This window comes from Microcella alkaliphila, from assembly GCF_002355395.1.
In the GTDB taxonomy this organism is placed as follows: domain Bacteria; phylum Actinomycetota; class Actinomycetes; order Actinomycetales; family Microbacteriaceae; genus Microcella; species Microcella alkaliphila_A.
In genome coordinates this window covers 478,439-499,301 of the sequence record NZ_AP017315.1, presented here as the reverse complement: position 1 = coordinate 499,301, position 20,863 = coordinate 478,439, and the positions used below count along the sequence as shown (strand labels likewise).

Here is a 20,863-nt window from a genome sequence, read left to right as displayed (position 1 = left end):
TAGAAGCCATGAGACGCCTCCGTCCTGAGGTCGCGGTGTTTTGACCCGATCCTGCCACTCGTCGCTTCGATTGCAGCAACGGTTGTGGGGTGGAGCTGCATGAGCAACTCCACCCCACCTCATCGATTGACTCGATCGAGATTAGTTGGCCGGCTGCGCTGGCGCTACGACCGCTCCTTCATCAACGATTCCTCCGGTCGCAGAAATCGAGAACGTCTTATTCGGGCTATTCGCAGAGATTTCCCACTCCGAGGTCGGGTCGACGGGGAAGCCAGCCCAACCTGAAGTGGTCTCGGAACTAGTGAAGCCGTAGTTGCCCGCTTCCAACATCGCAATCGTGATTGCGTCCTCGCCCGGATGGTCGACCTGGTAGGCGATGATGGCCGTCTTCGCGTTGCGGAGATCCGACTGCGTTGCCGAGTCCTGCGCCGACTGCTGCTGGCCGAGGAAGATCGGGATGGCGATTGCGGCGAGGATGCCGATGATGATGACGACGACGAGGAGCTCGATGAGCGTGAAGCCCTTCTCACCCTCCTCCTCGCGGCGAGCCCGGGCCGCAGCCAGGGTGTCGTGAAGCTTAAGCATGATGGTGTTCCATTCCTGTTCGTGATTCTGATTGGACAGGTGGCCCCCCAATGGTGATTACAGGCCCCCTACAGGAACTCTCTCAACCCACTGAAGAAGCGTCACGCCCCAGAACGGGGGGTCTGCCTAAATCAGCGTGAAAATGTTGAAGACCGGCAGATACAGCGCCAGGATCATGCCGCCCAGCAGAACGCCCATAAAAGCGATCATCAACGGCTCAATAAGGGCCGTCAATTGCTCTGTGGTTGACTCAACTTCGGCGTCATAAAAGTCGCTGACCTTTTCCAGCATGGTTTCGAGCGAGCCCGAATCTTCACCCACCGCAATCATCTGCGTCACCATCTGCGGGAAGATTGGCTCGTCGGCGAGAGGCGCAGCGATGGAACGTCCCTGGCGCACCGACTCTTGCACGTTGATGAGCGCCTTCTCAATGACGTAGTTGCCGGAGGTTGCACCAACGATCGACAGCGCCTGCAGAATCGGCACGCCCGACCTCATCATCGTGCCGAAGTTGCGCGTGAATCGGGCGATCGCGATCTTCGTCATGAGCGGGCCGAACACCGGCATCTTGAGCTTGAGCGGGTCGACAACCTCTCGAACGCGAGGCTGGTGCTTGTTCTTGCCCCACCACACACTGAACACCACGAGCGAGATGACAAGTATCGGAAGCCAGTAGATCGCCGTCTCAGACAAGACGACCAAGAACTGCGTAGGGGCCGGCAGTGTTCCGCCCAGACCCTCGAACATGTTCTTGAAGACCGGAACGATGAAGACAATCATGCCGATGACGCCGACGATTGCCATGATCAATACCACGATCGGGTAGGTGAGCGCGGACTTGATGGTGCCGCGCAACTTCACTTCCTTCTCGTAGTTCTCCGCGACCGACTGCAGCGAACTCTCGAGGAAACCGCCCGTCTCACCAGCGCGAACCAGATTGATGAACAACGGCGGGAAGATCGTGTCGTGCTTGGCGATGGCCTCGGAGAGCGACAGGCCCTGCTCGACGTCTTTGCGAACCTGATCCAGCGTTTCTCTGAGCAGCTCGTTCTCACTCTGCTCGGAGAGGATCGTCAGCGCCTTGAGCAGTGCCAGACCCGACGAAATCATCGTGGCAAGCTGTCGGCTCATCACCGCGAGGTCCTTGAGGCCAACCTTCTTCTTGAAGAGCCCACCGAGGTTGATCTCGGCATTCAACCCCGTGCCGGCCTGACGCACCGATTCTGGAGTCACGCCCTGCGCGCGCAGCTTGGCGCTGACGATGGCCTCTGACGGGCCGTCCATGACGCCGGTGACCTTCTTGCCGGTCGCATCTTTGCCTCGGTAGGAGAAAGTGAGTGCGGTCGCCATGTCGATCAGCCTGCCACCGAGTGCACGTCGCCGAAGTCCATCGCCGCGGCGAACGTCGCTCCGTCTTCGCGTGTGATGAGACGACTCAGCGTCTCGTGGTCATGCGCCTTCTCATTAGCGGCCGTCGACGTGATCTGACCGGCGTTGACGAGCTCGGCGAGGTGCTGGTCCATCGTGTGCATTCCCATTCCGCGGCCGGCCTGCATCGCCGAACCGATCTGGTACGTCTTGCCCTCGCGAATCAGGTTGTTGATCGCGGGCGTCGCCACCAGCACTTCGGTCGCGACGACACGGCCGCGGCCGTTCGCCTTCTTCACGAGCGTCTGACAGACGACGCCCTGCAGGGTGGCCGCCAATTGCTGGCGCACCTGCCCCTGCTGGTGCGGCGGGAAGACGTCGATGACACGGTCGATCGTCTGGCCGGCGTCTTGCGTGTGCAGGGTGGCGAAGACGAGGTGGCCGGTCTCGGCCGCGGTCAACGCGGTCGAAATGGTCTCAAGATCGCGAAGCTCACCGATCAGAATGACGTCGGGGTCTTGACGCAGCACGTGCTTGAGCGCGTTCTGGAACGAGTGCGTGTCGCCGCCCACCTCGCGCTGGTTGACGAGTGCCTTCTTGTTCTTGTGAATGAACTCGATGGGGTCCTCGACGGTCATGATGTGGTCGGCACGGTTCTCATTCACCATGTCGATGAGCGCGGCCAGCGTGGTCGACTTACCCGAACCCGTGGGGCCCGTCACGAGCACCAGGCCGCGGGGAAGCGTCGAGAACCGGCTGACCGTGTCGGGCACGCCGAGCGCCTTCAACGTCTTGATCTCGGTCGGGATGATACGGAACGCGGCACCAACCGAGCCGCGCTGACGATAGAAGTTGACGCGGAACCGCGCATCCTCGCTCAGCGTGTAGGCGAAGTCGAGCTCGTGCTTCTCTTCGAACTGCGCCAGCTGCGACGGCGTGATGATCGAGTACAGCGCCTTCGTCACGCGGGTGCCGTCCCAGACGCCGCCCGTGTGCGACTGCGCATTGCGCAGGCTGCCGTCGACGCGGATCATGGGCGGCGCGTTCTTCGAGATGTGCACGTCAGAACCGCCCAGCTCGAGCAACTCCTGCAGCACACGAATCAGTTCAGGGTCACCCTTCGCCGTGACGGCGGACGCGGCAGACGGAATGTGCTCGACCGCGACGTCAGGCATGATCGGCGCGCGCTCGCGGGGGCGAGTGAGCGGGGCGTCACCCGCGGGAGGCGGAGCCTGGAACGGGGCCTCGGACGCCGGCGGCGGCGCGACGACGGGAGCGGCCGCGGGAAGGGGCGCGCTCGTCGCGGGCGGCGGGGCCTGCAACGGAGCTACCGTCGCGGGCGGGGGCGCCGACAGCGGCGCGCCGGAGGCGGGCGGCGGGGCCGACAGCGGGCTCGCGATCGGCGGAGGCGGAGTGGAACCGCCGGACAGCGACCAGCCGCCCGCGTTTCCGAGATCGTGTACGGGTCGGTCGGTCATCGGGTCCCCTTTTCACCGCAGCGTGTGGCCAGCATAAGCGCGCTCATGCCACCACCCGCAAGATTTCCTCGACCGAGGTCAGGCCAAGAAGCGCCTTCTGCCAGCCGTCTTCGCGCAAGGTGCGCATGCCCTGAGAGCGGGCAACGCGCGCAATCTCGGTACTGGATGCTCGGGCCACCGCCAAACGCTCAATCTCCTCCGTGACCACCATCACCTCGTGCAGCGCGATGCGACCCCGGTAACCGGTGCCCGAACAGGCGGAACACCCCACCGGCCGCCACAGTGTGGGGCCTCCGAGGCTCAGCTCCGTCGACGTCGACGGCGCAACACCGGGAGGCGGCGCGTCGGCGAGGCTCGTGGGGAACGCAGAAGGAGCGTCGGCGGGTGCCGCGGGAGCGCCCGCGTCTGCGGCGGCGGACAGACCCTGCGTGAGGTCCATGCCCGGGTCGCCCTGGTACTGCTCTTTGCAGCGATCGCAGAGTCGGCGCGCGAGACGCTGAGCGACCACGCAGTCGAGCGCCGAGCCGACGAGGAACGGCTCGATGTCCATCTCGGTCAAACGCGTGATCGCGCTGGGCGCGTCGTTCGTGTGCAGAGTCGACAGCACGAGGTGACCGGTGAGCGACGCCTCGACCGCGATCTGGGCGGTCTCTTTGTCACGGATCTCACCAAGCAACACGACATCGGGGTCGGACCGCAGGATCGAGCGCAGCGCACTGGCGAAGGTCAGGCCCGCCTTCACGTTCACCTGCACCTGGTTGATGCCCTCCATGCGGTACTCGACCGGGTCCTCAACCGTGATGACGTTGATCTCGGGGCGGGCGACCGCGTGCAGCGTCGTGTAGAGCGTCGTTGACTTTCCCGAACCCGTCGGGCCCGTGACGAGGATCATGCCGTACGGCTTCGTGTACGACGCCTTGAACATCTCGAGGTTGTGGTCGAGCAGCGCGAGCTGGTCCATGCCCATGCGCGTGGCGTTGTTGTCAAGAATACGCATGACGACTTTTTCGCCGTATACGGTTGGCAGTGTCGCGACGCGCAGGTCGATCTGGCGGCCGCCGTGGCTCACCGACATGCGGCCGTCTTGCGGCTTGCGCCGCTCGGCGATGTCGATGTCGCTCATGATCTTCAGGCGCGAGATGACACCGTTGGTGACGTTGCGCGGGGCGGACTGCATCTCGTGCAGCACCCCGTCGATGCGGTAGCGCACGCGCATCTCGCGCTCACCCGGCTCGATGTGGATGTCGGAGGCGCTGTCCTGAATGGCCTGGCCGATGATGAGGTTCACAAAGCGCACAATCGGGGCGTCGTCGGGGTCGGCCTCGCGGGAATTGACGAGGGCGAGATCTTCGCTCTTGTTCTCTTCTTCGAGAACGTTGGTGAGCTCACCGATCTCGCTGTCCGCCCGGTGGAACTTCTCGATCGCCTGCATCAGGTCGTCGTGCTCCGCAACCACGGGCACGATGCGCATGTGCGTGGATGCGCGCACGTCGTCGAGCGCGAACACGTCGTCGGGGTTCACCATCGCGAGCGTCAGCATTTCGCCCTGCTGGTGAATGGGAAGCACGCGGTGCCGGCGACACATCGCGGCCGGCACGAGCGCGACCGCCGAGCGGTCGATCGGATACTCCGACAGATCGATGAACGACAGACCCATCACCTCGGCGCGAGCCGACGCGATCTGGCTCTTCGTCAGGCGGCCCGACTCGAGAAATGACTGGATGACCTGGTCTTCGGCGGCCGGATCACTGTCCATCACATCGATGGTCTCGATGGGCATGATGCCGCGGATGATGAGCACCTCGGTCAACGATGGCACTGTTACCCCCCCCCCTGGTCATGCGCGGACGACGAGACGACATGGCACATGACGCCCCCCGCTTGAGGCTACGACACGCCTCTACAGCGGCATACCCCCGCAAAAGGGGGTAACCCCATGAGTCACACTAGTCACACGCGTTGCAGCTAGCTACGGATGATCGTGCCGCCGGGATCGCACGTCGCCTCAACGACAACGCCCTCGCGGTCGTCCGCGGCCCAGGTGCGCGACAACTGTGTGTGATCACCCTGAATACAGAATCGATTCTCGTTGCCGAAAAGGGTCAGGTCGATGTCAGGGTCGCCGTGTGCCGCTAAGACGGCGTTTCGCGTGGCCTCGTCGGGCCACGCTCCGTCGGCCATCTCGGCGACCAGCCCGATACGCGCGTTGGCGACGGCGGAGGCGACGGATGCACCCAGTGCCTGATCGCGCTGACCCAGGAAGGCGGGGATCGCGATCGCCGCAAGGATCCCGATGATGACGACGACCACGAGCAGCTCGATCAGCGTGAAGCCGGCATCGCGGCGCACCTCTGGCGCCGTGGTGCGGGTTTCGAGCGAGAGCATGGTGCAGCCTTTCGTCAACGGTCGTCGCCAACGCTACGCGCCGCCAAGCACGCGAGGCAGTCCCCCGTTCGCGCGCCCCCACTCTGCGGGGCCGACCGCTTCACGCGGAAACACCCGCGCAACGCCGACGGCCCCGGCCTGCCAGAAGCAGGGCCGGGGCCGCCAGAGTGACGCACTGTCGGGTCAGCTGTAGGTGCCGCCGGAGGTGTTGTTCGAACCGCCCGTGAACTCGTCGCTCGAGAACGAGTCGAAGTCGACGAACGACAGGTCGGCCTCGCTGAAGGCCGAGTCGTCGGCGAAGATGCGGTTCGGGTAGCGCTCCGCCTTCGCCTCCTCCGTCGCGTCGACCGACACGTTGCGGTAGGCCGCAAGACCGGTACCGGCCGGGATCAGCTTTCCGATGATCACGTTCTCCTTCAGGCCGAGCAGCGGGTCGCGCTTGCCCTCCATCGCGGCCTGCGTGAGCACGCGGGTCGTCTCCTGGAAGGATGCGGCCGACAGCCACGACTCGGTCGCGAGTGAGGCCTTGGTGATACCCATGACCTCCTGACGAGCCGACGCGGTCTTCTTGCCCTCCGACAGCGCCTCGCGGTTCAACGAGTTGTACCGCGAGCGGTCGACGAGCTCACCCGGCAGCAGCTCGGTCTCGCCGTGGTCGACCACGGTGACCTTGCGCAGCATCTGGCGAACGATGACCTCGATGTGCTTGTCGTGAATCGGCACACCCTGCGAACGGTAGACGCCCTGCACGCCCTCGACGAGGTGCTGCTGCACGGCGCGCACGCCCTTGACGCGCAGCACCTCCTTCGGGTCGACCGGGCCTTCCAGCAGCTGCTGGCCGAGCTCGACGTGCTGACCGTCCTCGACGAGGAGGGCGGCACGCTTCGTGACCGGGTACACCACTTCCTCGTCGCCGTTGTCGGGCGTGAGGATGATGCGACGCTGCGCCTGCGAGTCGTCGATCGTGATGCGACCGGCGCTCTCGGCGATCGGGCTCGCACCCTTCGGGGTGCGGGCCTCGAACAGCTCGGTCACGCGGGGCAGACCCTGCGTGATGTCGTCGGCCGACGCCGAACCACCGGTGTGGAAGGTACGCATCGTCAGCTGGGTTCCGGGCTCACCGATCGACTGCGCCGCGATGATGCCGACGGCCTCACCGAGGTCGACGCGCTGACCGGTCGCGAGCGAACGGCCGTAGCAGGCCGCGCAGACGCCGACGGCGCTCTCACAGGTCAGGACCGAGCGAACCTTGATCGAGCCGACGCCCGCGGTGACGAGCTCGGTGATGAGCACGTCGCCGACGTCAACGCCGGCCTCCGCGACCACGGTGCCCTTCGCATCCACCGCGTCAGCGGCGAGCGTGCGAGCGAACACGAGGTTCTCGACGTTGTCGTCGCGCACCCACTGACCGTCGACCTCGTGCGCGATCTCGAAGTCGAGACCCTTCGAGGTGCCACAGTCGTCTTCGCGGATGATGACGTCCTGGGCGACGTCAACGAGTCGCCGCGTCAGGTAGCCCGAGTCGGCCGTCCGCAGAGCGGTGTCGGCGAGACCCTTACGCGCACCGTGGGTGGCGATGAAGTACTCGGCGACCGACAGACCCTCGCGGTACGAGTTGATGATCGGGCGGGCGATGATCTCACCGCGCGGGTTCGACACGAGACCGCGCATACCGGCGATGTTTCCGACCTGCAGCCAGTTACCGCGGGCACCAGAGGTGACCATGCGGTTGATGGTGTTGTCGGTCGGGATGTTCTCGCGCATGGCCTCGTTGACGGCCTTGGTGCCCTCGCTCCAGAGCGCGACCAGTTCGCGGCGGCGCTCGTCGTCGGTGGTCAGACCCTTGTCGAACTGCGCCTGGATCTTCGCCGCCTTCTTCTCGTACTCGGCGACGATCTCCTTCTTCTTCGGCGGCGTCACGACGTCGCTGAGGGCGACGGTGACTCCCGAGCGCGTGGCCCAGTAGAAGCCGGCGTCCTTCATCTTGTCGAGCGTCGCGGCAACGATCGTCTTCGGGTAGCGCTCGGCGAGGTCGTTCACGATCTGCGAGATCGTGCCCTTGTCGGCAACCCGGTCGACGAACGGGAAGTCCTCCGGCAGCAGGTCGTTGAAGAGGGCACGACCGAGGGTCGTCTCCTTCAGCTCGCGGCCGTTGTACTTCTCGCCGGTCAGACGGATGCGCACGGTCGCGTTCAGGTCGAGCGCGCCCGAATCCATGGCCATGATCGCCTCGGACGTGTTGGTGAACGCGCGACCCTCGCCGGCAGCACCCTCACGAACGGTCGTGAGGTGGTGCAGACCGATGATCATGTCCTGCGTCGGAACCGTCACCGGCCGGCCGTCGGACGGCTTCAGGATGTTGTTCGACGCAAGCATGAGGATGCGCGCCTCGGCCTGAGCCTCAACCGACAGCGGCAGGTGCACGGCCATCTGGTCGCCGTCGAAGTCGGCGTTGAACGCCGCACACACGAGCGGGTGAAGCTGGATGGCCTTGCCCTCGACGAGCTGCGGCTCGAACGCCTGGATGCCGAGACGGTGCAGGGTGGGCGCACGGTTCAGCATGACGGGACGCTCGCGGATGATCTCCTCGAGCACGTCCCACACCTGCGGGCGCGACCGCTCGACCATGCGCTTGGCGCTCTTGATGTTCTGGGCGTGGCCCAGGTCGATCAGACGCTTGATGACGAACGGCTTGAACAGCTCGAGCGCCATGATCTTCGGCAGACCACACTGGTGCAGCTTCAGCTGCGGGCCAACGACGATGACCGAACGGCCCGAGTAGTCGACGCGCTTACCGAGCAGGTTCTGACGGAATCGACCCTGCTTACCCTTCAGCATGTCGCTCAGCGACTTGAGGGCGCGGTTGCCGGTACCGGTGACCGGGCGACCACGTCGACCGTTGTCGAACAGTGCGTCAACGGCCTCCTGCAGCATGCGCTTTTCGTTGTTCACGATGATCTCGGGGGCCCCGAGGTCGAGCAGACGACGCAGACGGTTGTTGCGGTTGATCACACGGCGGTACAGGTCGTTCAGGTCGCTGGTCGCGAAGCGGCCACCGTCGAGCTGCACCATGGGGCGCAGCTCCGGCGGGATGACCGGAACGGCTTCCAGCACCATTGCGGCCGGCGAGGTGCCGGTCTGCAGGAACGAGTTGACGACCTTCAGTCGCTTGATGGCGCGGATCTTCTTCTGGCCCTTGCCGCCGGCGATCTGCTCGTGCAGCAGCTCGCTCTCGGCCGCCAGGTCGAAGGTCTCGAGGCGACGCTTGATCGCCTCAGCGCCCATGTGCGCCTCGAAGTACAGGCCGTAGCGGTCCTGCAGCTCCTGGAAGACGGCGTCTTCGGGCTTCAGGTCGCCGACCTTCAGGGTGCGGAAGTCTTCCCACACGCGCTCGAGCTGCGAGATCTGCTCGTCGAAGGACTTGCGCAGCTGCGCCATTTCCTTCTCGCCGGCATCCTTCGTCTTGCGCTTCTGGTCAGCCTTGGCGCCTTCGGCCTCGAGCGCGGCCAGTTCGCCCTCGAGCTGCTCGAGGCGCTTGGCGATGCCGGCGTCCCGCTGCTTCTCGAGCGTCTGGATCTCGAGACGCATTTCGTTCTCGAGGCCCGGCAGGTCGGAGTGACGCCCCTCCTCGTCGATCGAGATCACCATGTAGGCGGCGAAGTAGATGACCTTCTCGAGGTCTTTCGGCGCCATGTCGAGCAGGTAGCCGAGGCGGCTGGGCACACCCTTGAAGTACCAAATGTGCGTGACCGGGGCGGCCAGCTCGATGTGGCCCATGCGCTCACGGCGGACGGCCGACTTGGTGACCTCCACGCCGCATCGCTCACACACGATGCCCTTGAAGCGAACGCGCTTGTACTTACCGCACGAGCACTCCCAGTCGCGGGAGGGCCCGAAGATCTGCTCGCCGAAAAGGCCATCCTTTTCGGGCTTCAGGGTGCGGTAGTTGATGGTCTCCGGCTTCTTGACCTCGCCGTACGACCATTTGCGGATGTCGTCGGCGGTCGCCAAGCCGATCTGCAGGTAGTCGAAAGTAGTTGCGTCGAGCACAGGTTCTTCTCTCTCGTAACAGTCTGTGAGTACTCGTGGGGTCGCTTAGATCTCGTCGATCGACGACGACTCGAAGCGGCTGGAGATGTTGATGCCGAGCTCTTCGGCGGCACGGTAGACCTCGTCATCCGTGTCCTTCAGGCTCAGCGCGGTGCCGTCGGCCGAGAGCACCTCGACGTTCAGGCAGAGCGACTGCATCTCTTTAATCAGAACCTTGAAGCTCTCGGGGATACCCGGCTCCTGGATGTTCTCGCCCTTGACGATCGACTCGTACACCTTGACGCGGCCGAGGATGTCGTCGGACTTGATGGTCAGGATCTCTTGAAGCGCGTAGGCAGCGCCGTACGCCTCGAGGGCCCAGACCTCCATCTCACCGAAGCGCTGTCCACCGAACTGCGCCTTACCACCGAGCGGCTGCTGGGTGATCATCGAGTACGGACCCGTCGAACGTGCGTGGATCTTGTCGTCGATGAGGTGGTGCAGCTTCAGGATGTACATGTAGCCGACCGAGATCGGTGCGGGGAACGGCTCGCCCGAGCGACCGTCGAACAGTCGCGCTTTACCGGACGAGTCGATCATGCGCTGACCGTCGCGGTTCGGCAGGGTCGAGTCGAGAAGACCGGCGATCTCGTCCTCACGGGCACCGTCGAACACCGGGGTGGCGATCTTGGTGCCGGGGGCCGCCTCGCGAGCGGCCTCGGGGATACCGGCTGCCCACTCGGGGTTGCCTTCGATCTTCCAGCCGCGCGATGCCGCCCAGCCCATGTGGATCTCGAGGATCTGGCCGAAGTTCATGCGGCCGGGAACACCGAGCGGGTTCAGGACGATGTCGACCGGCGTTCCGTCTTCGAGGAACGGCATGTCTTCGACGGGCAGGATCTTCGAGATGACGCCCTTGTTGCCGTGGCGGCCCGAGAGCTTGTCACCCTCCGAGATCTTGCGCTTCTGGGCGATGTAGACGACAACGCGCTGGTTGACGCCCGAGCCGAGCTCGTCGTCACCGTCTTCGGCGTCGAACACCTTCACACCGATGATGGTTCCCTGCTCACCGTGGGGCACCTTCAGCGACGTGTCGCGCACTTCGCGGCTCTTCTCGTTGAAGATGGCGCGCAAGAGGCGCTCTTCGGCCGAGAGCTCGGTCTCACCCTTCGGGGTGACCTTGCCGACGAGGATGTCGCCGGGGCGAACCTCGGCACCGATGCGGATGATGCCGCGCTCGTCGAGGTCGGCGAGCAGCTCGGGGCTGACGTTCGGCAGGTCGCGAGTGATCTCTTCCTTACCGAGCTTCGTGTCGCGCGCGTCGACCTCGTACTCCTCGATATGAATCGAGGAGAGGGTGTCGTCCTTTACCAGGTTCTGGCTGAGGATGATCGCGTCTTCGAAGTTGTAGCCCTCCCACGACATGAACGCCACGAGGAGGTTCTTGCCGAGCGCGAGCTCGCCGTTCTCGGTCGCGGGGCCGTCGGCGATGACCTCGCCGGCCTCGACGCGGTCGCCCGCCGACACCACAACGCGGTGGTTGTAGTTGGTGCCCTGGTTCGAGCGGTCGAACTTGCGCAGGAAGTACTCCTGCGTGCCACCCTCGTCGAGCTGCAGCACGACGCGGTCGGCCGACACCTCGGAGACGACACCGGCCTTCTCGGCGGTGATGACGTCACCGGCGTCGACGGCGGCGTAGCTCTCCATGCCGGTACCGACGAGCGGCGACTCGGAACGCAGCAGCGGCACAGCCTGGCGCTGCATGTTCGCACCCATGAGGGCGCGGTTCGCGTCGTCGTGCTCGAGGAACGGGATGAGCGAGGTCGCGACCGACACCATCTGGCGCGGCGAGACGTCCATGTAGTCGACCTGGTCGGCGGGCACGAGCTCGACCTCGCCGCCCGGCTTACGCACGAGCACGCGGTCGTCGGCGAACGAACCGTCGGCCTTCAGCGGAGCACCGGCCTGGGCGACGATGAAGTCGTCCTCCTCGCTCGCGGTCAGGTAGTCGATCGTGTCGCTGACCTTGCCCTTGATGACGCGGCGGTACGGGGTCTCAATGAAGCCGAACGCGTTGATGCGGGCGAACGACGCGAGCGAGCCGATGAGGCCGATGTTCGGGCCTTCCGGGGTCTCGATCGGGCACATGCGGCCGTAGTGCGACGGGTGAACGTCACGCACCTCGACGCCGGCACGCTCACGCGACAGACCACCCGGGCCGAGCGCCGACAGGCGACGCTTGTGGGTCAGGCCCGCGAGCGGGTTGTTCTGGTCCATGAACTGCGACAGCTGCGAGGTGCCGAAGAACTCCTTGATCGCGGCCACGACGGGGCGCACGTTGATCAGGGTCTGCGGCGTGATCGCCTCGATGTCCTGCGTCGTCATGCGCTCGCGCACGACACGCTCCATGCGCGACAGGCCCGTGCGGACCTGGTTCTGGATCAGCTCGCCCACGGCGCGGATACGACGGTTGCCGAAGTGGTCGATGTCGTCGACGTCGAGGCGGATGCTCGCCTTCTTGCCGGCGCGCACACCCTCCAGCTCGGTGCGACCCTCGTGCAGCGACACCATGTACTTGATCGTCGCGACGATGTCGTCAACGGTCAGCACCGAGTCGCTGAGCGGCGCGTCGAGACCGAGCTTGCGGTTGATCTTGTAGCGACCCACCTTCGCCAGGTCGTAGCGCTTGGGGTTGAAGTAGAAGTTGTCGAGCAGCGCACGCGCGGCCTCGGCGGCAACCTGCTCGCCCGGACGGAGCTTGCGGTAGATGTCCTTCAGCGCCTCTTCCTTGGTGAGGACGGTGTCCTTCTCGAGGGTCTGCTCAATGGACTCGACGCCGGCGAACGCCTCGCGGATCTCGTCGGTCGTCATGCCGAGCGCCTTCAGGAAGACGGTGACGGACTGCTTGCGCTTGCGGTCGATGCGCACGCCGACCTGGTCGCGCTTGTCGATCTCGAACTCGAGCCACGCACCGCGGCTCGGGATGATGCGGGCCGTATAGATGTCTTTGTCGCTCGTCTTGTCGGCGGCACGCTCGAAGTAGACGCCGGGCGAACGCACGAGCTGCGACACGACGACGCGCTCGGTGCCGTTGATGATGAACGTGCCCTTTTCGGTCATGAGCGGGAAATCGCCCATGAAGACCGTCTGGGTCTTGATCTCACCGGTCATGTGGTTCATGAACTCGGCCTCGACGTAGAGCGGCGCGGCGTAGGTCTTGCCGCGCTCCTTGCACTCGTCGATCGAGTACTTCTGCTCTTCGAGGTAGGGGTTCGTGAACGACAGCTGCATCGTCTCGCCGAGGTCTTCGATCGGGGAGATCTCTTCGAAGATCTCCTCGAGACCACTGCGACCGGGAACGTCGGTGCGGCCGGCGGCTTCCGCCTCCGCGACGCGGGCCTGCCAGGCCTCGTTGCCGACGAGCCAGTCGAAGCTCTCGGTCTGCAGAGCCAGCAGGTCGGGGACGGTCAGCGTGTCACTGATCTTGGCGAACGACAGACGGGATGCGGTCCGGCCGTTCTTGGGGGTGGGGTTCGAGCGAGTGGTGCGCGCAGCAGCCAAGGATCTTCCTCCGTGGGCAGTACAGCCCGTTGCTGTCGGTGACGGTGTCGTCAGCGACAGTGTGCGGTCGGTGTGAATGCGCAGTCGTAGCCTCGAGGAACCGGGGGTACCGGCTCCACCCCGCCGCTATTCTCGGGGCACGTCAAGCCGACCACCATTTGAGGGCTCGGACGTTCGGGGAGCGCAAACCTCAATACTAGGCCCGCACGACGCGCCCTGTCCAGTCTGATTCTTGACCGATTGCGGTCGCTGCGCTATAACCGCGCGATCGGCCCCGTGCATCCCCCGGTCTGTGGCACGCTGTCCGCATGTCCGCGCCCATCGAGACCTGGTTGTCGAACGGGATGCTCGCCCGCATCGACGAGGACCGCTGGCAGCAGGGCGCGTACCAGCTGGTCGTCGACGGCACCCCGCAGTCACACGTCGACCTCGACGACCCGAGCCGGCTGTTCTTCGAGTACGTGCAGCGCATCGGGCACGTCATCGATGAGTGGGGCGACCCCGGGCAGCCGATGACCGCCGTGCACCTGGGGGCGGGCGCGATGACCCTCCCCCGCTACATTCACGCGACCCGGCCCGGCTCCCGTCAGCAGGTCGTCGAGCTCGAGCGCGACCTCGTCGACTTCGTGCGCGAGCACCTCCCGTTGCCGCGCGGCGCGAGCATCCGGGTGCGGTACGGCGATGCGCGGGCGACCCTTGCGCAGCTGCCCGCAGGTCTGACCGGCGCGGTCGACCTCGTCGTCGTCGACGTGTTCGGCGGCGCCCGCATTCCGGCGCACGTGACGAGCGTCGAGTTCTACGAGAGCGTGCGCGCACTGCTCGCCCCGAACGGCATCGTCTGCGTCAACATCGCCGACGGTCCGGGGCTCGCGTTCGTTCGCTCGCAGGCAGCGACCCTGCAGTACGTGTTCTCCGACGTGGTCGCGCTCGCCGAGTCGGGCGTGCTGAAGTCGCGCCGCTTCGGCAACGTCGTCATGGCCGCCGGGATCGACGAGCTGCCCACCGCGTGGCTACCGCGACTCCTCGCGCGCGGCCCGCACCCCGCCTCGGTGCTCGGGGGCGACGCGCTGACCAAGTGGGTCGCCGGCGCCCCGGTCGTGAGCGATCAGACGGCGGTGGCATCGCCGCCGCCCAGCAAGAGCGTCTTCACGACGCGGTAGGCGGATGCGCAGCTAGTCTGCGCTCGACTGCGGGACGACGAGCACGGGGCGCAGCCGTTCGAGCTCGACGACGGTCTGCTCAATGTCGAGCGGCGACACGTCGAGGTCGGTGAGGGTCTCGCGCACGAGATGCAAGAAGGCATCCATGTGCTCGTCGCGCAGGCCGAGGTGGCGGTGCGACTCGCGCATGCCGCGCCCCTCGTACGCTTCCGGCCCGCCGAAGATCGCCACCAGGTAGTCGGCGCGGTGCTCGACGATCTGGTCGTAGTCGAGGTCGTCGAAGAACGGACCGAGCAGGGTGTGCACACGGATGCGGGCCGACAGCTCACGAACGGCGGCGTCGACGCCCGCGGCGCCTCCCAGCCGGTCGTAGAGGGTCATGACCTGCTCCTTCCGTGTCGAAAGCGCGTCGCTTTTTCTGCGCTCAGGCGAGAGTAGCTCTCACGTCCGACGCCGCCCACCCCCCTTTCAGGCGGCCCCCGCAGGCTGGTAGACAGCCGGGGCGCACCCGGCGCGAGGCGATATCGGGGGACGAGATGAGCATCCAGACTGGTTCTGTGCGCGGAGCGAGCGGTGGCGCAGCCGCGCTCGCGCTGACCCGGAACTCGAGGGCTTCCTGCTGCCGAGCGGCGACGTCGACACCCTCGTGACGGGGCTCGCCGCGCCGTGGTCGGTCGGGCCGCTCAGCGGAGCGGCGGGCGCGCTCGAGGTGGGCGAGCTTCACGAAGGCACCGTGCCGGCCGACAATCCGTTCGACGGATCGCTCGTGCTCTCGATCGGACACCGCAACCCTCAGGGGCTCGCCTTCGACCGCGATGGGTAGCTCTGGGCGGCCGAGTTCGGCCAGAACACCTGGGACGAGTTGAACCTGATCGAGCCCGGCGGCAACTACGGCTGGCCCGTCGTCGAGGGGATCGGCGGTGACGACCGCAATCGGGATGCTCTGCTCGGCTCCGATGGACGCCTCTGGTTCCTGACGAACAACACCGACGGACGCGGCTCGCCCGGTGCGGAGGACGACCGGTTGCTGGCGGTCGAGCTCTCCCCAGCGTCGTAGCGGGGCGGGTTTTCCCCGGCGCGGCTGTCGCGGCCGGTCGACGTCGGCGCTCTCACCTAGCATCGGGCGCATGAGCGAGCTGGATCGGGTGCGGGTGTGGGCCGAGGCGTTGATTCGGCTGCACCTCGACGACTCGTGGAGCTTCGCGTTCGACCACGCCACCAAGCGCGCAGGCCTCTGCGACTACGGCAAGAAGCGCATCTCGGTCTCGCGGCACCTCGCTGCCCGGTGGGACGACGACGAAGTGCACCAGACCCTCCTGCACGAAGTGGCCCACGCGCTCGCCGGTCCGGGCTCGGGCCACGGCCCGGCATGGAAGGCGATCGCGGCCGACCTCGGCTACGTCGGGGGCACGACGCACTCGGGCGAGATCGCCGCCGAGCGCGCGCGCTGGACGGGCCGCTGCCCGGCCGGGCACGAGTTCGTGCGCTTCCGGCGGCCGCGCACCACGGTGGCGTGCGGACGGTGCTCGCGCACGTTCCACCCCGCGAACGTCATCCGCTGGACGGATCGCCGGGCGGCATAGCTCGGGCCGGGCCGGGTTGGCCGGGGCCGCGCGGTCTACTCGGACGCCGTCTACTCGGAGACGGTGACTTCTTTCCAGAACGCCACGTAGTTGCTGTAGTCCTTGCCGACACGGTCGAACGACGACGGGATCGGCGTCGGGTAGCTCCACGCGCGGTCGGGGTACGACTGACCGTTGACCGTAATCGTGAAGTACTGGGTGTCGCCCTTCCACGGGCAGTGGTACGGCGTGGGCGACTTCTCGAGCAGCTCACTCTTCACGCTCGACGGCGGGAAATACCAGTTGCCCTCAATCTGAATGAGGTCGTCCTTCGACGCCTCGGCGATAACGGTTCCGTTGATGTGCGCCTTCATAGGGGGAACGCTACGACGGGATGCTGAACTCTCGCAGGATGTGCAGACTCTGCTCGTCGAGACGGGCGCGCGCCGCGCGCACGGCGTCCGGGCCCTCGTGTGCGGCGAGCCGACGCCCCGCGACCGAGGCCGTGAGCATGTGGCCCACGGCGCCGCGGAGGCCGCTGAACGCGGCGGCGGACGCGGCCGCCTCGGGGCTCGTCGCGTCGATGCCGACGGTGCCGAGAGCATCCACGATGGCGCCCGCCAACAGAACGTCTTCGACGGGGAAGCCGTCGGGGGTCTCGATGGGGCTGCCCGCGGCGACGACGGCGACCATCGTGCGTTCGCCGCGCGCGGCCTGCAGCTCGAGCAGGCGCCGTGCGATCGCGTCGGCGGCACCGAGCCGCGCGTCGATCACTTCGACGTGCGGGGGCAGCGCGTTCAGCGGCACGTCCTCGGTCGCGATCGCGTCGCACCACACGAGCAGGTGGGCCGTCTCGCCGATGCGTCGAGCGCCGTCGAGGCCGACGTCAACGCGCACCTGGTAGCGCTCCTGGGCGTCGGGGTTCTCGTCATGCGGCTGGGTCACAGCCCGATGGTAGCGAGGGGCCGCACACTGGTTCCATGCGTGTGACGCTGGATCTCATCCTCGACTGTTCGCCCGACGCGGCGTGGGAGGCCGTCCACTCCCCCGCCGTGTTCCGCGCGGTGTCGGGTCCGTGGACGACCGTCGAGTCGCTCGAGCCGGGCGGCTTCCCCGAGCGCTGGCCGGGCGGCGACCACCGCGTGAAACTGCGGATGCTCGGGGTGCTTCCCATGGGAACGCAACTGATCCGCCTCTCCGACGAGGTCGCCCCCGGGGTGCGCACGGTGCACGACACCGGCGGTCCGCTGTCGGGGCCGATGCGCATCGTGCGGAGTTGGCACCACCAGATGGCGATCTCGGCGGCGCCGGGTGGGGCGCGACCGGTCTCCGGGTCCGGCGCGGGTGCGGGTGCCGCCTCGAGCGCCGCGGAGCGCACGCGGTTCCGCGACACCCTGACCGTCAAGGCAGGAGTGCTGACGCCGTTCGTGACGGCCGGGTTTTGGGTGTTCTGGCAGTTGCGGGCGCGGGCGCTGAAGCGCCTCGCCCCGGGGTGGAACACCTGACCTGCTAGGGTTGAGGAACTGGCGGCCCCGTTGTGGCGCCGCCCGCGTCGTAGAACGCTTCCTCTTCTCGCACATCGCGCACTGACTCGCGCGGAGCGATTCGACACTTTCTGACGGCGAAATGATTGCGGCCACCGCCGCCGTCGCCACCCGACTCACCGAGCCGTCCGTTTGAGACGTGCGCCGTGCATCCAGCCCGCTGACATCAGCCGTGGCCGCGTGCGCCCGGGAGTCACCGCAAGCCTGAAAGGCACCACTCCATGACCACCACGTTCAGCACGCTCGGCGTGCCGTACCCCCTCGTCGAGGCCCTCACCGAGCAGGGCAAGACCAGCGCGTTCCCGATTCAGGTCGACACGCTGCCCGACACGCTCGCCGGGCGCGACGTGCTCGGCCGCGGCAAGACCGGCTCGGGCAAGACGCTCGCGTTCGCCATTCCGATGGTGGCGCGCATCGGCATGCGCACGGCGGCCCGCCGCCGCGCCGGCCACCCGCTCGGCCTCGTGCTCGCCCCCACCCGCGAGCTCGCCAGCCAGATTCTCGCCACGATCGAGCCGCTCGCGAAGGCCTACGGCCTGACCGCGATGACGATCTTCGGCGGGGTCTCGCAGAACCCGCAGGTGGCGCAGCTCCGCCGCGGCGTCGACATCGTCGTGGCCGCGCCCGGCCGCCTCGAAGACCTCATGAAGCAGGGCCACGTGTCGCTCGCCGACGTCGAAATTACCGTGCTGGATGAGGCCGACCACATGGCAGACCTGGGATTCCTGCCCGGTGTGACGCGCATCCTCGCGGCGACGCCCGCTACGGGGCAGCGCCTGCTGTTCAGCGCGACCCTCGACAACGGGGTCGACAAGCTGGTGAAGCGCTTCCTGAGTGATCCGATCTTGCACTCAGTCGACGAGGCGCACTCGCCCGTGGTCGACATGACCCACCACGTGTTCGAGGTGGCAGGCGTTGACGAGAAGAAGGCGCTTGTGACGCGACTGGCGTCGGGAGCCGGCCGCCGCATCCTGTTCCTGCGCACCAAGCACCAGGCGAAGAAGCTCGCCCGCACACTGACCGCGGCGGGGATTCCTGCCGTCGACCTGCAGGGAAACCTGTCGCAGGCTGCGCGTGAGCGCAACCTCGCCGCGTTCGGCGACGGAAGCGTGCGCGTGCTCGTCGCGACCGACGTCGCGGCCCGCGGAGTGCACGTTGACGACATCGAACTCGTCGTGCACGTCGACCCGCCGACCGAGCACAAGGCGTACCTGCACCGTTCGGGCCGCACGGCCCGCGCCGGAGCCTCGGGCGACGTCGTCACCGTCGTCTTGCCCGAGCAGCGTCGCGACACCGCGGCCCTCTTGCGCAAGGCGTCGATTCAGGTTCAGCCTGTTGCGGTGAACGCCGACTCGCCCGCGGTTGCGGCGCTCGTCGGTGAGGTGGCGCCGCGCGTTGCGGCCGCCGACATGCCGGCCGTGCTGCGTCCGCAGCCCCAGGGCGGTGGACGCTCGACCGGCGCCAACGCGCAGCGCAAGCGGGCGGCGCGCGGTGGGGGAAAGAGTCAGCACCGCGCCGAGGGGCACCGCAGCGAGGGGCACCGCAGCGCTGAGGCGCCGGCGGCCCCGCGTGCCCGCCGAGGCGGGTCGCGGCGGGCGTCGGCCCCGGCCGGCTCGGGTTCGGGCGGCACCGGCGGCGGGGTGCGCGTCGGCCAGGTCGTTCGCCAGAACGGCGGGGGTCAACGTCGCGGACGATAGTTCCGCGTATCCATTTCTCTGATCGCCCGTGCGGTCAGCGTCGGTCAGCGGCGGCACCTAGATTGTTCGGGTGCCGCCGCTGATTCGTTCCGCTACCGCTGACGACGTCGAGGCGATCGCCCGGCTGCACCTGCAGTGCTTCGCCGAGGTGTACGACGGCGTGCTGAGCCCGCGCTTTCTGGCGTGCAACACGATCGAGACGGCGCGCGCCGAGTGGGCGTCGTACCTCTCGGCGGGCGACGCGGATGCGACCGTGCCGGGCTCGGTCGTGGTCGTCGCCGTGGAGCATGACCCGATCACCGGCGCACGCGAGCTCGTGGGGCTCGCCCGCAGCGCACCCTCGATCGACGCGGAAGCCCCGCGCGACACCAAGCTCGACTCGCTGTACACGCGGCGCTCGACGTGGGGGTCGGGGCTGGGCGCGCGACTACTCGACGCCGTTCTCGGCGAGCGCCCCGCCTACCTCTGGATCGTGACCGCGAACACCCGCGCCGCCCGCTTCTACGAGAAGCACGGCTTCGCGTTAGACGGGTTCGGCCGCCCGTACGAACCGTGGGACGGCACCCACTGCTCGCGCATGGTGCGCTGAGTCCGGGGCGACGCGGAGTTGCGCCGCCTGGAGGGCCCGCCGCGCCAGGTTTCGGCGAGTTTCGCTGCGTGCAGCCGCTGGGATGCGTGCGGGGGTCCCCGCGACTACTCCGCTGTAGGAGTTCCTACAGTTTGCAACCGCGTGCGGGACCGCGGGCGGCTGCTCGCGTGTAGGAGTTCCTACAGTTGGCGGCGCCGCGCACGGGTTCGACCGGCTACTCGGGTGTAGGAGTTCCTACAGCGGAGTAGTCGCTGGGGTGGGCGGGTGAGTTGCCGCGGGTCCGCCGCGAAAGAAACTCTCTACGGCAGGACGCCGACCGAGGCGAGGGCCGTGCGCAGCAGAGCGCCGCGTCCGCCCTCCATCTCGTTCGAGACGCGGTCGCTGGCCGCCTCCTCCGGGGTGAGCCAGGTGAGCTCGAGCGCATCCTGGCGGGGGTCGCACGTTCCCGTCACGGGCACGACGAACGCGAGCGAAACCGCGTGCTGACGGTCGTCGTCGAACCGGGTCGGCGATGGGAACGGGAAATACTCCGCCACGGAGAACGGCACCGGCGACGCGGGCAACTGCGGGAAGGCCATCGGGCCCAGATCCTTCTCGAGGTGACGGTACAGCGCATCGCGCAACGTCTCGCCGTACATCACGCGCCCCGACACGAGCGTGCGCGTGATCGACCCGGCCGGATTCACCCGCAACAGCGCTCCCACCTCGGTAACAACGCCCACGCCGTCCAGCCGCACCGGCACCGCCTCCACGTAGAGAATCGGCAGGCGGCGGCGCACCTCGGTGAGCTCCTCGTCAGACAGCCAGCCAGAATCCGGGTCGGGGGTGCGCGTCGAAGCCATGCCCCATTCATACCGCAGGCGCCCGCGTGCGCGCCGGGGGGTCGATCCTGAACCGGGGCCGAG

At 67.0% G+C, this 20,863-nt stretch carries 16 protein-coding genes and 1 pseudogene; 6 read left to right on the top strand and 11 right to left on the bottom strand.

Going from position 1 to position 20,863, the window contains the following annotated elements; all coding sequences use genetic code 11:
• Positions 1 to 141 precede the first annotated feature (141 nt).
• The 7 genes from CPY97_RS13780 to rpoB all read right to left on the bottom strand — a co-directional run bounded on the left by CPY97_RS13780 (position 142) and on the right by rpoB (position 13,406).
• Positions 142 to 585 carry a type II secretion system protein gene (locus tag CPY97_RS13780; protein ID WP_269457830.1) on the bottom strand — a complete coding sequence of 148 codons (444 nt, stop codon included), beginning with the start codon at positions 583 to 585 and terminating at the stop codon, positions 142 to 144.
• 126 nt (positions 586 to 711) lie between these two features.
• Positions 712 to 1,935 (bottom strand): type II secretion system F family protein, encoded by a 1,224-nt coding sequence (locus tag CPY97_RS02325; protein WP_173826853.1) that lies wholly within the window; start codon positions 1,933 to 1,935, stop codon positions 712 to 714.
• A 5-nt stretch (positions 1,936 to 1,940) separates the two neighbouring features.
• The gene (locus tag CPY97_RS02320) at positions 1,941 to 3,431 is read right to left on the bottom strand and encodes a type IV pilus twitching motility protein PilT (protein WP_096420491.1); all 1,491 of its coding nucleotides are present in this window, start codon (positions 3,429 to 3,431) and stop codon (positions 1,941 to 1,943) included.
• Positions 3,432 to 3,474: 43 nt separating this feature from the next.
• Positions 3,475 to 5,250 carry a GspE/PulE family protein gene (locus CPY97_RS02315; RefSeq protein ID WP_096420489.1) on the bottom strand — a complete coding sequence of 592 codons (1,776 nt, stop codon included), beginning with the start codon at positions 5,248 to 5,250 and terminating at the stop codon, positions 3,475 to 3,477.
• A 146-nt stretch (positions 5,251 to 5,396) separates the two neighbouring features.
• Positions 5,397 to 5,816, bottom strand: a complete 420-nt coding sequence (locus CPY97_RS13775) for a type II secretion system protein (RefSeq protein ID WP_096420487.1) — start codon at positions 5,814 to 5,816, stop codon at positions 5,397 to 5,399.
• A gap of 183 nt (positions 5,817 to 5,999) precedes the next feature.
• Positions 6,000 to 9,866 carry a DNA-directed RNA polymerase subunit beta' gene (rpoC, locus tag CPY97_RS02305; RefSeq protein ID WP_096420485.1) on the bottom strand — a complete coding sequence of 1,289 codons (3,867 nt, stop codon included), beginning with the start codon at positions 9,864 to 9,866 and terminating at the stop codon, positions 6,000 to 6,002.
• Between the two features lie 45 nt (positions 9,867 to 9,911).
• Positions 9,912 to 13,406 (bottom strand): DNA-directed RNA polymerase subunit beta, encoded by a 3,495-nt coding sequence (rpoB, locus tag CPY97_RS02300; protein WP_096420483.1) that lies wholly within the window; start codon positions 13,404 to 13,406, stop codon positions 9,912 to 9,914.
• A gap of 308 nt (positions 13,407 to 13,714) precedes the next feature.
• Here rpoB and CPY97_RS02295 point away from each other — a divergent pair, with 308 nt between their 5' ends.
• Positions 13,715 to 14,566: a spermidine synthase gene (locus CPY97_RS02295; RefSeq protein WP_096420481.1), complete on the top strand. Its 852-nt coding sequence runs from the start codon at positions 13,715 to 13,717 to the stop codon at positions 14,564 to 14,566.
• Positions 14,567 to 14,578: 12 nt separating this feature from the next.
• Here the strand turns inward: CPY97_RS02295 and CPY97_RS02290 are convergent, their stop codons facing one another.
• On the bottom strand, positions 14,579 to 14,947 hold the full coding sequence (locus CPY97_RS02290; protein WP_096420479.1) for a group I truncated hemoglobin: 369 nt from the start codon (positions 14,945 to 14,947) through the stop codon (positions 14,579 to 14,581).
• A 343-nt stretch (positions 14,948 to 15,290) separates the two neighbouring features.
• Between CPY97_RS02290 and CPY97_RS13625 the strand changes: the two are divergent.
• Together CPY97_RS13625 and CPY97_RS02280 are read left to right on the top strand one after the other, a co-directional pair.
• Positions 15,291 to 15,623, top strand: a pseudogene (locus CPY97_RS13625) (PQQ-dependent sugar dehydrogenase); the annotation flags it as partial.
• 70 nt (positions 15,624 to 15,693) lie between these two features.
• Positions 15,694 to 16,149, top strand: a complete 456-nt coding sequence (locus CPY97_RS02280; protein ID WP_096420477.1) for a SprT-like domain-containing protein — start codon at positions 15,694 to 15,696, stop codon at positions 16,147 to 16,149.
• Positions 16,150 to 16,199: 50 nt separating this feature from the next.
• Here the strand turns inward: CPY97_RS02280 and CPY97_RS02275 are convergent, their stop codons facing one another.
• Both CPY97_RS02275 and CPY97_RS02270 read right to left on the bottom strand, forming a co-directional pair.
• Positions 16,200 to 16,502, bottom strand: a complete 303-nt coding sequence (locus tag CPY97_RS02275) for a DUF427 domain-containing protein (protein WP_096420475.1) — start codon at positions 16,500 to 16,502, stop codon at positions 16,200 to 16,202.
• 10 nt (positions 16,503 to 16,512) lie between these two features.
• Positions 16,513 to 17,073, bottom strand: a complete 561-nt coding sequence (locus tag CPY97_RS02270) for a hypothetical protein (protein ID WP_096420473.1) — start codon at positions 17,071 to 17,073, stop codon at positions 16,513 to 16,515.
• Positions 17,074 to 17,108: 35 nt separating this feature from the next.
• Here CPY97_RS02270 and CPY97_RS02265 point away from each other — a divergent pair, with 35 nt between their 5' ends.
• The 3 genes from CPY97_RS02265 to CPY97_RS02255 all read left to right on the top strand — a co-directional run bounded on the left by CPY97_RS02265 (position 17,109) and on the right by CPY97_RS02255 (position 19,958).
• On the top strand, positions 17,109 to 17,633 hold the full coding sequence (locus tag CPY97_RS02265) for a hypothetical protein (protein WP_096420471.1): 525 nt from the start codon (positions 17,109 to 17,111) through the stop codon (positions 17,631 to 17,633).
• Positions 17,634 to 17,893: 260 nt separating this feature from the next.
• Positions 17,894 to 19,369 carry a DEAD/DEAH box helicase gene (locus CPY97_RS02260; RefSeq protein ID WP_096420469.1) on the top strand — a complete coding sequence of 492 codons (1,476 nt, stop codon included), beginning with the start codon at positions 17,894 to 17,896 and terminating at the stop codon, positions 19,367 to 19,369.
• A gap of 70 nt (positions 19,370 to 19,439) precedes the next feature.
• Complete coding sequence (locus tag CPY97_RS02255) at positions 19,440 to 19,958, top strand: GNAT family N-acetyltransferase (protein ID WP_161494042.1); 519 nt, start codon at positions 19,440 to 19,442, stop codon at positions 19,956 to 19,958.
• Positions 19,959 to 20,257: 299 nt separating this feature from the next.
• Here CPY97_RS02255 and CPY97_RS02250 read toward each other — a convergent pair whose 3' ends face one another.
• Entirely contained in the window at positions 20,258 to 20,800 is a 543-nt protein-coding gene (locus CPY97_RS02250) for an NUDIX hydrolase family protein (protein ID WP_096420465.1), read from the bottom strand.
• Positions 20,801 to 20,863 lie beyond the last annotated feature (63 nt).

Coding starts and splice junctions, on each gene's coding strand:
- CPY97_RS13780 (WP_269457830.1), bottom strand. CDS start 585: ATGCTTAAGCTTCACGACACCCTGGCTGCGGCCCGGGCTCGCCGCGAG.
- CPY97_RS02325 (WP_173826853.1), bottom strand. CDS start 1,935: ATGGCGACCGCACTCACTTTCTCCTACCGAGGCAAAGATGCGACCGGC.
- CPY97_RS02320 (WP_096420491.1), bottom strand. CDS start 3,431: ATGACCGACCGACCCGTACACGATCTCGGAAACGCGGGCGGCTGGTCG.
- CPY97_RS13775 (WP_096420487.1), bottom strand. CDS start 5,816: ATGCTCTCGCTCGAAACCCGCACCACGGCGCCAGAGGTGCGCCGCGAT.
- CPY97_RS02295 (WP_096420481.1), top strand. CDS start 13,715: ATGTCCGCGCCCATCGAGACCTGGTTGTCGAACGGGATGCTCGCCCGC.
- CPY97_RS02290 (WP_096420479.1), bottom strand. CDS start 14,947: ATGACCCTCTACGACCGGCTGGGAGGCGCCGCGGGCGTCGACGCCGCC.
- CPY97_RS02280 (WP_096420477.1), top strand. CDS start 15,694: ATGAGCGAGCTGGATCGGGTGCGGGTGTGGGCCGAGGCGTTGATTCGG.
- CPY97_RS02275 (WP_096420475.1), bottom strand. CDS start 16,502: ATGAAGGCGCACATCAACGGAACCGTTATCGCCGAGGCGTCGAAGGAC.
- CPY97_RS02265 (WP_096420471.1), top strand. CDS start 17,109: ATGCGTGTGACGCTGGATCTCATCCTCGACTGTTCGCCCGACGCGGCG.
- CPY97_RS02260 (WP_096420469.1), top strand. CDS start 17,894: ATGACCACCACGTTCAGCACGCTCGGCGTGCCGTACCCCCTCGTCGAG.
- CPY97_RS02250 (WP_096420465.1), bottom strand. CDS start 20,800: ATGGCTTCGACGCGCACCCCCGACCCGGATTCTGGCTGGCTGTCTGAC.